General features: G+C 66.8%; 11 protein-coding genes and 1 pseudogene. 1 reads left to right on the top strand and 11 read right to left on the bottom strand.

Annotation, left to right across the window (positions count from 1 at the left end; all coding sequences use genetic code 11):
* Window positions 1-42: 42 nt before the first annotated feature.
* The 7 genes from plsX to rsmD form a co-directional block, all read right to left on the bottom strand.
* Entirely contained in the window at window positions 43-1,026 is a 984-nt protein-coding gene (gene plsX / locus WBV89_RS11585) for a phosphate acyltransferase PlsX (RefSeq protein ID WP_423981505.1), read from the bottom strand.
* 25 nt (window positions 1,027-1,051) lie between these two features.
* Entirely contained in the window at window positions 1,052-1,231 is a 180-nt protein-coding gene (rpmF, locus tag WBV89_RS11580) for a 50S ribosomal protein L32 (protein WP_423981504.1), read from the bottom strand.
* Window positions 1,232-1,345: 114 nt separating this feature from the next.
* The gene (locus tag WBV89_RS11575) at window positions 1,346-1,861 is read right to left on the bottom strand and encodes a YceD family protein (protein WP_423981503.1); all 516 of its coding nucleotides are present in this window, start codon (window positions 1,859-1,861) and stop codon (window positions 1,346-1,348) included.
* A 39-nt stretch (window positions 1,862-1,900) separates the two neighbouring features.
* Window positions 1,901-2,665, bottom strand: coding sequence for an SDR family NAD(P)-dependent oxidoreductase (locus WBV89_RS11570; protein WP_423981502.1), 765 nt, complete (start codon window positions 2,663-2,665; stop codon window positions 1,901-1,903).
* Window positions 2,666-2,719: 54 nt separating this feature from the next.
* Window positions 2,720-3,343, bottom strand: coding sequence for a hypothetical protein (locus WBV89_RS11565; protein ID WP_423981501.1), 624 nt, complete (start codon window positions 3,341-3,343; stop codon window positions 2,720-2,722).
* 6 nt (window positions 3,344-3,349) lie between these two features.
* Window positions 3,350-3,871, bottom strand: a complete 522-nt coding sequence (gene coaD, locus WBV89_RS11560; protein WP_423981500.1) for a pantetheine-phosphate adenylyltransferase — start codon at window positions 3,869-3,871, stop codon at window positions 3,350-3,352.
* A gap of 12 nt (window positions 3,872-3,883) precedes the next feature.
* Window positions 3,884-4,444, bottom strand: coding sequence for a 16S rRNA (guanine(966)-N(2))-methyltransferase RsmD (gene rsmD, locus WBV89_RS11555; RefSeq protein WP_423981506.1), 561 nt, complete (start codon window positions 4,442-4,444; stop codon window positions 3,884-3,886).
* 9 nt (window positions 4,445-4,453) lie between these two features.
* Between rsmD and WBV89_RS11550 the strand changes: the two genes are divergently transcribed.
* Window positions 4,454-4,645: a hypothetical protein gene (locus tag WBV89_RS11550; protein ID WP_423981499.1), complete on the top strand. Its 192-nt coding sequence runs from the start codon at window positions 4,454-4,456 to the stop codon at window positions 4,643-4,645.
* A gap of 22 nt (window positions 4,646-4,667) precedes the next feature.
* On the opposite strand, the gene WBV89_RS11545 is transcribed toward WBV89_RS11550, so the two are convergent.
* The 4 genes and pseudogenes from WBV89_RS11545 to WBV89_RS11530 all read right to left on the bottom strand — a co-directional run.
* Entirely contained in the window at window positions 4,668-5,990 is a 1,323-nt protein-coding gene (locus tag WBV89_RS11545) for a cation:proton antiporter (protein ID WP_423981498.1), read from the bottom strand.
* Between the two features lie 2 nt (window positions 5,991-5,992).
* A complete protein-coding gene (locus WBV89_RS11540; protein ID WP_423981497.1) occupies window positions 5,993-6,640 on the bottom strand; it encodes an endonuclease III domain-containing protein in 648 nt (215 codons plus the stop codon).
* Window positions 6,641-6,714: 74 nt separating this feature from the next.
* Complete coding sequence (gene recG, locus WBV89_RS11535; protein WP_423981496.1) at window positions 6,715-8,853, bottom strand: ATP-dependent DNA helicase RecG; 2,139 nt, start codon at window positions 8,851-8,853, stop codon at window positions 6,715-6,717.
* Window positions 8,854-9,026: 173 nt separating this feature from the next.
* Window positions 9,027-9,687, bottom strand: a pseudogene (locus WBV89_RS11530) (hypothetical protein); the annotation flags it as partial.

The raw sequence follows: 9,687 nt of genomic DNA, 5'->3' as shown, positions 1-9,687 counted from the left end.
TAGCTGGGGTGATCGGGCGCCCGACGGGACGGCCCGGACACGTCAGCGAGTGGCTGCGATGGCGGCGGTGATCTCGGCGGTGATCTCGTGCTCGATCATGTCACGGGCGACCCCGATGCCGTTGCGGATCGCTTCGGCGCTCGAGGAACCGTGCGAGATGATGCAGACCCCGTCGACGCCGAGCAGGATCGCACCGCCGTACGTGTCGGGGCTCAGGGTCGAGTAGAGCGGGAGCAGCGCCGGCATGAGTGCGTCGGCGTGGACCTTGTACTCCTCCGGCGAGAACGCGTCGAGCAGTGCCCCGATCACGGCCTTCATGCCGCCCTCGAGTGTCTTGAGCACGACGTTGCCGGTGAAACCGTCGGTGACGCACACGTCGATATCGTCGCTCATGATGTCGCGGCCTTCGACGTTGCCGACGAAGTTGATCCCGGGCGTCACCGCAAGGAGCTCGTGCGTCTCCTTGCGCAGGGTGTCGCCCTTGGTCGCCTCTTCGCCGATCGACAGCAAACCGACGCGAGGGTTGTCGATGTCGAAGCGATGACGGGCGTAGATCGACCCCATCTGGGCGAACTGAACGAGCCAGTCGGCCTGGACCTCGGCGTTCGCGCCGGCATCGAGCATGACCGTCGGGGTGGAGCCCGGAACGGGAATCGGTGTGGCGATCGCGGGGCGTTTGACGCCCTTGATCCGGCCCATCCGCAGGAGCGCTGACGCCATCGTGGCACCGGTGTTGCCGGCCGAGATCATCGCACCGGCATGCCCATCACGGACGGCTTCGGCGGCGCGGACGAGCGTGGAATCCTTCTTCCGACGGACACCCGCGGCGGGGTCGTCGTGCATGCCGATGACCTCGGAGGCCTCGATCAGGTCGAGGACGGTGCCGTCGGGCGCCTCGCGACCGTCGAGGTCGGGAGGACCCACGAGTACGACCGGGATGCCGTCGGCGACCGCAGCGTGTGCGCCGTCGAGGTTGGGCCCGGGACCGTGATCGCCGCCCATGGCGTCGAGAGCGACGGGGAGCATGTTGGTGAGCGTCGGGACCGAGCGGTCAGCTGACGTCGATGGCGTACCGGTCGCGGTACCAGCCGCACGAGCCGCAGACAGCGTGCGGCGTCTTGGCCGCGCTGCACTTGGGGCAGACGCTGCGCGCCGGCGCCTTCAGCTGCCACGCGCTGGCGCGGCGGCTGCGGGTCTTCATCTTGGAGGTTTTCTTCTTCGGGACAGCCATCTTTTGCTCTCGTTCTCTTCCGGGCGACGCGTAGTCGGGACAGGGCCGGTCGTCAGGGCCGGATCACGTTATCGGGAGCAAGTGTCGCTCCAACGCCCGGCGTCGGTCACCGGTTCAGTCGTCGTCGAGGACGAGTCCGTCGAGCGCCGCCCAGCGGTGGTCCTTGACCTCGTTGTCACAGCCGCAGCTCTCGCGGTTGCGATCGACTCCGCACTGCGGGCAGAGCCCGGCGCAGTCGTCGCGGCACAGCCGCTCGTCGTCGAGTTCGAGCAGCGCCGCCTGGCGTGCCATCGGTGCCAGATCGAGCTGGCCGTCGACGATCGGGTACGCATCCTCGTCGAGGATCTCGACCTGATACAGCTCGTCGATCTTCGCAGTGGCGACCCCCGACAGGTCCTTCAGACATCGGCGACACGGGACCTCCCAGGGTGCGGACACCTCGCCGCGCACGACGATGCCGTCGTTGAGTGCCTCGAGGTCGAGATCGACCGTGATCTCGCCCGACAACGCATCGTGCTCTACATCGAGGCCATCGCCGCTGACCGTGACCTGCACGGGCTTGGTCGCCCCGGGTTGGCGGAGCAGTTCGACGGCGTTGACACGCAACGCCCGTTTCGACGCAACTTCCATCCGTTCACCCTAGAGGCGCCGCCGCCCCGGGTGCGCCGGTCAGTTGCCGGCGTCGATCGCGGCTTGGAGCAGTTCGCCGATCCCCTCGGGCAGGAGGGTCTCGAGCGGGGTTTCGTCGGCCTCGGCGAGATCGGCGAGCGCGTTGACCACATCGGCCGGATCGAGCTGATCGGTCAACACCAGTTCGCGAATCGTCCGGTTCGCCGCATGGGTCGCTTCGTCACCGGCGGCGATGTGCTCGGTGATGCCATCGACCATCCGGTCGTTGAATCCCGTGTTGTACGGGCCCGGATTCACCTTGCACACGTCGATTCCGTGCAGCGCAAGCTCACCGCGCAAGCTGATCGTGTACGCCTCGACGGCGTGCTTGGTCATGCAGTAGGGCGAGGTGAGCGGGGATGCCAGCTTGCCTGCCACCGATGAGACGTTGATGATCCGACCCCAACCGCGCTCGATCATCCCGGGGACGACCGCCTGGGTCATGGCGACCATCCCGAAGACGTTCACCTCGAAGATCGCACGGACCTTCTCCATCGGCACCGTGGTCATCGGCGCCATCACGCCCATCCCGGCATTGTTGATCAACACCTCGACCCCGAGATCAGCCGCCGTGTCGACGTCATCGCTCGACGTGACGTCGAGCTTGAGGGTGGTCAGTTCGGGGTGGGCGGTCGCCAGCTCATCTGCCTGGGCCTGGGACTCGGTCGTCGCCAGCACCGAGTGGCCACGCGCAGCCAACTCGACCGCGGCGCCCCGACCGAACCCGGAGCCCGCTCCGGTGATCAGGATCGTTCGTGGTGTCATCGTCGCAGTGTTGCACGTCGAGCAGCCACGCCAGCGCCGCCTCGGTCTTCGCGGTCAGGCTTCTTGATCGAAGAAGCCGTGGTCGTCGACGTTGTCGACTGGTTCCTCGGGGACCTCGCCACCGATCGACAAGCGCTGACGGCCCGCGTGGACGGTCTTGCCCAGCTTGTCGAGCAGGATCTCGAACGAGCCGAGCCGCTGGTCGAGGAAGTCCTCGGTCTCGTGCTTGAGACGACGCGTGTCGGCCTCGGCGGTCTCCATGACCTGCCGCGCGCGCTGTTCGGCGGCACGCACGACCTCGGTCCGCTGCACCATCCGCTCGGCGCGGACCCGCGCCGCTTCGAGCAGTTCATCGGCTTCGCGGCGGGTCTTGCCCACGAACTCCTGGCGCTCCTTGAGCATCCAGCGGGCCTGACGGAGTTCGTCGGGCAGTCGGTTCAACGACTCCTCGAGGAGTTCGATGATTTCGTCGCGGTCGATGCGGGGCGACGACGACAGGGGCATCGTCGGGGCCGTGGCAACGATGTCGATCGCTCGGCGGAGCAGCGTCTCGGCGTCGCCGACGTAGTTGCCGGCACCGCCAGCCGCGGAGTAGTCGTCGTCGTCCACGACATCGTCGTACGCCCCGTGTGGGTCACGCTGTTCGTAGGTGTCGTCGTACTGGTCGTCGTAGGTCATCCCGGCTCAGTTCTGCTCTCGTTCCGCCACCCGGCGAACCAGAGCGTCGGCGACGACCGGTGGCACCAGGTGGGACACGTCACCACCGTAGTTGGCAATCTCGCGGACAAAACGGCTACTCAAGAAACCGAGATCCGGACGGCTCGGAAGGAACACCGTCCGCATCCCGGTCACCGAATGGTTCATCTGTGCCATCTGCTGTTCGATTTCGAAGTCACCGGGCGTGCGCAATCCCTTGACGACGAAATCTGCTCGGAATTCATCGGCGGCCTGGACGGCCAGTCCGGCGTGCTTCTCGACGGTCACCGCATCGAAGCCGGCGACCGCGTCAGCGATCAGCGCCATCCGCTCGTCCACGTCGAACATTCCGGACGGCTTGGCGAAGTTGTACATCACGACCACGACCACTTCGTCGAAGAGTTCGTGCGCCTGCTCGATGACGTCGAGGTGTCCGAGGTGGAGCGGATCGAAACTGCCGGGATACAGCACCCGGCTCGCGGATCCGTTCTGCGTGGGATCGGTACTCATGTTCGCCGAACGCTACTGCGCTGAACGTTCGAGAAAGCTCACCCACGCTCGCCCGTATCGCTTGGAACGAACGAGCTCCCACCCGTCGGGAGCCTCGAGGGGCCTCCCGGACTCCGCGACGATGAACCCGGCACGGACGCTCGCGAGCAGGGCATCCCATCCGTCGAAATCGTAGGGGGGGTCGGCGAACACGATGTCGACATCGAGCGTCGACGCTGCCTGAGCGGCATCCGACCGCATCACACGTGATCGAGCGTCGAGGCCGAGCGTGTCGAGGTTCTCCTCGAGCGAGCGCAACGCCGAGCGGTCGCGCTCGACGAACGTACACCTGGCCGCGCCTCGCGAGAGTGCCTCGATCCCGACCGCTCCCGTCCCGGCGAACAGGTCGGCGACGACGGCTCCGTCGAGGATGCCGGCCGAGCCGAGCGCGTTGAAGACCGCTTCACGGACGCGGTCGGTCGTGGGACGCGTCGATGTACCTTCCGGCGACACCAGCTTGCGACCACCGAATTCTCCTGCCACGACGCGCATCCGCGCACTGTATCGACGTCCCGGACGGCACGGCCGCGCCAGAATGGCGCGATGTTCGCTCCGCCCCCACAGATCACGTGCATCGACTGCGGTGGACGGTGTTTCCTCCTGACCCTTCCGCGCGAGGACGAAACCTGGGAGGTCGGTGACGCGGTGGCGTATCGCTGTGAGGACTGCCTCGACCGCTGGGACATCGTGCTCGAGGATTCCGATGTCGAGAGCGACGGTCGTCCCGACTGGTGACCGGAGTTCCCGACGCGTCTGCTCAGCGCCGCACGGACCAACGGCTCTTCGGGAGCAGATGATGTTTCTCGGCGAGCAGTTCGTCCTCCATCGTCATCGATCGACGCTCGGCGTGGTCACCCGACTCGATCACCTCTTCGGCCCACCGTCCGTAGCGACGAGCGCCCGATGACGCGGTGGCGCCGTGCAGCAGTACCGACGCCGCCACGGTGAGCGCGATCACACCGAACACCTGCTCCCCCACATCCGCGACCGCCACGGTGTCTTCGAGCAGCAGGAGTCCGAAGACGATCGACGCGAGTCCGCGCGGCCCGAACCAGCCGAGGAACAGGCGCGTCCGAGCACGGAGCCCGGTCCCGATCAGCGCGACCCAGACGGGACCCATGCGAGCGACGGTCAAGGAGAGAACGGCACAGGCGACGATCGCCCACGTCGCGTCCGTGATCGCATCGGCCAGCAGGACGTTGCCGAACACGAAGAAGGCCGCCAGACCGAAGAGTTGCGCCGCGTCCTCGGTGAACGCACCGAGCCGGACCGGAAGGGTCGGAGTCTCTTCGTCGGGGCGTGCCCCGAACGATCCGAACACCAATCCGGCGACGAACGCCGCGATGAACGAGTTGCCGGAGAGTGCCTCCGCGCCGAACAGAGCCACGATCGGAACGACGAATGTCGCGAGCTGCTGGAATCGCGCATCGGCCCATCCGCGGTCATCCGACCAGCGCAGCGCGACGATCGCCCCTCCACCCACGATGGCTCCGAAAACGACTCCCCAGCCGATCTGTTGAGCGATGAACCCGATCCACTCGGGCGTGCTGCGACTCTCGCCGATGACGGCCGCTGTCAGGACCGCAACCACCGGCACCACGAGCCCATCGTTGACGCCCGACTCGACGTTCAGGGCGAGACGATCTCGGACGGGCACCGAGGTGTCCTCGACGACGGCCGAACCGAGCGCCGCGTCCGTCGGTGCCAGGATCGCCGCGATCAGCGCGACCTGCACGAGCGGCAGATCGGGAAAGAGCAACGAGTTGATCAACGTGCCGACCACGATGGTCAACGGCAGGCCGATCGCGAGGAGCCGAATCGGGATCGCGAGGTAGCGCCGCAAGCGCCGGATGTCGATGCGGACAGCGTCGCTGAACAGGATGATCGCCAGGGTGACCTCGGCGAGGGCGGCGATCGCCTCGTGGTCGGGCGCGATGTCGACCATTTCGGTCGCCTCGCCGAGGGCACCGGCCGCGACGAAGATCATCGGCATCGTGAGTGGCCACCGGGCGATGCGCATCGAGACGACGGCGAACGCGATGACGATGATGCCGAGCGCGGCGATCTCGCCCGCTTCCACGGTCAGCGACCCGATTCGAGGGCGATGCGCTTCTTGGTGGCCGCCCAGCTGCAGATCGGACACGTCACGAGGTCGTGGCGCTTCGCCGGGCAGTACTCGCGGCCGAAGTAGATGATCTGCAGGTGACGATCGCTCCACGTCTCCACCGGGAACACCGCCTTGAGGTCCCGTTCGGTCCGTTCGACCGTCGAACCGTTCGACAGGCCCCAGCGCGCGGCGAGGCGGTGGATGTGCGTGTCGACCGCGAAGGCGGGCACCCCGAAGCAACCGCCCATCACGACCGATGCGGTCTTGTGGCCGACTCCCGCCAGCGACTCCAGGAAGTCCCAGTCGCCGTACACCTCTCCTCCGGCGTCGATGATCTGGTTCGCCATCAGCCAGAGGTTCTTCGCCTTGGTCGGCGCGAGCCCGACCGTGCGGATGTACCCGAGGATCTCCTCGGGATCGAGTGCTGCCATCTTCTCCGGGGTGTTCGCCGCGGCGAACAGTGCGGGGGTGACCTCGTTGACCTTCTTGTCGGTGGTCTGGGCCGACAGGGCGACGGCGACGAGCAGCGTGTACGGGTCGGTGTGATCGAGTGGGACGGGTGGGTCGGGGTAGAGCTCGTCGAGGATCTCACCGATCCGGTCGGCCTTGTCCTGGCGGCGCATCCGGCGACCATACCGTCCACCTCTCAGGCGGTTCATACTTCGACTCGGACACGCGGGGCGACGTCGACGCGACATCACGAACGGGACAGGAACTCCTCATCACGATCACTGAAGATCATGTCGAGTTCGTCGGCGATCATCGGATGATCGGCGAGATCGGGATCCGCGTCGACGATCGTGAACGCAGCCTCGCGGGCGATCTCGACGAGGTTGCGGTCGCGGCGCAGCGAGGCGAGCTTCAGATCGCTGCGTCCCTTCTGCGCGCTCGACATCAGCGTGCCCTCGCCGCGCAACGCGAGATCGACCTCGGCGAGCTCGAAGCCGTCGGTCGTCGCGACCAGCGCCTCGACGCGTGGGTTCGTCCCGTCGGACTCGGGATCGCCCGGCTGGGTGACGAGCCAACACGTCGAGGCGTGTTTCCCGCGACCGACTCGTCCCCGCAACTGGTGCAACTGTGCGATCCCGAATCGGTCCGCGTCGAGGATCGCCATCACGGTCGCGTTCGGGACGTCGACGCCCACCTCGATCACGGTCGTTGCGATCAGCACGTCGATCTCGTGGTCGCGGAATCGGTTCATGGTCGCTTCCTTCTCGTCGGCACCGAGCTTGCCGTGCAGCAATCCGAGCGACAGACCGTGGAGTTCGCCACCGGCGAGACGCTCGAAGGTCTCCTCCGCCGACGCCACCTCCAGCTTCTCGCTCTCGCCGATGAGCGGGCACACGACGTAGGCCTGGCGTCCGGCCTCCACCTCGGCGCGGACGTCGCGCCAGACACCGGCCTCGCTCGACTCGTCGCTCGCCCACATCGTGACGATCGGCGTGCGACCCGGGGGGAGTTCGTCGAGCACGCTCACGTCGAGGTCCCCGTACACGGTCATCGCCGCGGTGCGCGGGATCGGCGTGGCCGTCATCACGAGCGTGTCGGGCATGCGACCGTCGGCGGTCTTGTCGCGCAGCGCAGAACGTTGCTCGACGCCGAAACGATGCTGCTCGTCGACGACCACCATCCCCAACGAGTTGAAGCCGACCGCCTCCTGGATCAGCGCGTGGGTTCCGATCGCGATGTCGACCGATCCGTCGGCGAGGCCGGCGAGGACGTCCTTGCGCGTTGCGCCGGTGACCCGGTTCGTCAGGAGTTCGACGCGCAATGGGCGATCGCCGAACAGATTGTCCGGATCGGGGACCGAGACCCCGTCGAGCATCGAGCGCACACTCGTCGCGTGCTGTTCCGCGAGCACCTCGGTCGGTGCCATCAGCGCAGCCTGATGGCCGCTGTGGACGGCGGTGAGCATGGCCGCCACGGACACGACCGTCTTGCCGGAACCGACGTCGCCCTGCAGCAGGCGGTGCATCGGATGAGGGTTGGCGAGGTCGGTGAAGATCTCCTCGATCGCTCTCCCCTGCGCGCGGGTGAGCGGGTATGGCAGCGAATCGTAGAACCGCTGGACGAGCTCGCCGTCCGGGGTGTGCTCGAACCCACGTTGGCCTCGCTCGAGCGCTCGCTTGCGCAGCACGAGGACGAGCTGCACCCGGAGCAGTTCGTCGAACGCGAGCCGACGTCGAGCGCGTTCTTTCTGCTTCATGTCCTCGGGCAGGTGAATCCCGGCGAGTGCGTCACCGCGAGCGATCATCCGATGCTCGGCGAGCACCGCCTTCGGTACCGGGTCGGCGATCCCCCGGTCGACACACCGGCGCAGCGTCTCGTCGATCCAGCCCGCCATCTCCCACGTGTTGAGCTGCGCCTTCTCGCTCTGGGGATAGATCGGCACGATCCGCCCGGTGCGATCCCCGATCAGATCGACGACCGGGTTCGACATCTGGAGGCCACCGCGGTAGGTGTCGGCCTTGCCGTACAGCGCGATCTGGAGGCCGTCCTTCAGTTGCCGTTCCCGCCACGGCTGGTTGAAGAACACGAGGTCCATCCGCCCGGACCCATCGCCGACGTTCACGTTGACCATCGTGCGTCGATTCCTGGTCGTCCGCTTCGTGACCGAGCGCACCGTCACGAGGACCAGCGCTTCTTCACCGGGGACGAGGTCGGCGATCCGCGCCTCGTTCGTCCGGTCGACCCAGCGGCGTGGGTAGGTCGTGACGAGATCGAACAGGTTCTCGATGCCGACCGTCTCGAGCGATTTCTGCTTCTTGGGTCCGACCCCGCGCAGGCGCTCCACCGGGATTTCGGACAGATCCCGCAGCGTGATCGGCTCACTCATCTGACCCGATACTGCCCGATCGCGCCGAACCCGTCACCATGCGTGGCCAGCAGAGGACAGATTCTCCTCCGAGCGGCGCTCAGGGGCGGCGAGGGCACGGCGCGTGGCGAGGAGGTTACCTGGGCGGTGATGAGCTCACGGAACGCAGCCATCGCCGTTCCTGTGCGGCGCCTTCACTCAACGCCGAAGAGGTAGGGATAGAGGGGCTGCCCGCCGACGTGGACTTCGACGGTCATCGCCCCGTGGTGATCACCGAGCCATCCTTCGATCGACTCGGTCGTGTCGCTGTCGGCCCCGTCGCCCGTGATCACCGTGATCAGTTCGGCGTCGTCGTCGATGATCTCGTCGAGCAGCCCGACCACTGCGGTGAACAGGTCGCTCGTGCACGACACGATGCCATCACCCTTGACGATCCCGATCCAGTCGTCCTGGTGGATCTCACCGACTTCGGCGGTGATGTCGCGCACGGCCTGGGTGACCTCACCGGTCGTGACGGACGCGGCCGCCTCGACCATCTCGACGCCGTTGGTGGCGCTCGAGGCTTCGGGGTCGTACACGATCAGCGCTGCGAGGCCCTCGGCGACCGACCGTGTCGGGACGACGACGACGTCTTTGGTTGTCAGCGCATTGACCTGCTCGGCGACCGGGATGATGTTCTTGTTGTTCGGCAGGATCACGACCTGATCGGCGTTCACACGCTGCACGGTGTCGAGGAGTTCCGCGGTCGAGGGATTCATCGTCTGACCGCCCGTCACCACCCCCTGGACCCCGAGTTGGGCAAACAGCTCGACCAAGCCGTCGCCGCTGCACACCGCGACCACCGCGGTGGTCACC

Origin of the sequence: Ilumatobacter sp. (genome assembly GCF_049588435.1) — a bacterium.
Classification (GTDB): domain Bacteria; phylum Actinomycetota; class Acidimicrobiia; order Acidimicrobiales; family Ilumatobacteraceae; genus Ilumatobacter_A.
This window is presented reverse-complemented; position numbering and strand designations above follow the sequence as displayed.

Coding starts and splice junctions, on each gene's coding strand:
- plsX (WP_423981505.1), bottom strand. CDS start 1,026: ATGCTCCCCGTCGCTCTCGACGCCATGGGCGGCGATCACGGTCCCGGG.
- rpmF (WP_423981504.1), bottom strand. CDS start 1,231: ATGGCTGTCCCGAAGAAGAAAACCTCCAAGATGAAGACCCGCAGCCGC.
- WBV89_RS11575 (WP_423981503.1), bottom strand. CDS start 1,861: ATGGAAGTTGCGTCGAAACGGGCGTTGCGTGTCAACGCCGTCGAACTG.
- WBV89_RS11570 (WP_423981502.1), bottom strand. CDS start 2,665: ATGACACCACGAACGATCCTGATCACCGGAGCGGGCTCCGGGTTCGGT.
- WBV89_RS11565 (WP_423981501.1), bottom strand. CDS start 3,343: ATGACCTACGACGACCAGTACGACGACACCTACGAACAGCGTGACCCA.
- coaD (WP_423981500.1), bottom strand. CDS start 3,871: ATGAGTACCGATCCCACGCAGAACGGATCCGCGAGCCGGGTGCTGTAT.
- WBV89_RS11550 (WP_423981499.1), top strand. CDS start 4,454: ATGTTCGCTCCGCCCCCACAGATCACGTGCATCGACTGCGGTGGACGG.
- WBV89_RS11540 (WP_423981497.1), bottom strand. CDS start 6,640: ATGCGCCGCCAGGACAAGGCCGACCGGATCGGTGAGATCCTCGACGAG.
- recG (WP_423981496.1), bottom strand. CDS start 8,853: ATGAGTGAGCCGATCACGCTGCGGGATCTGTCCGAAATCCCGGTGGAG.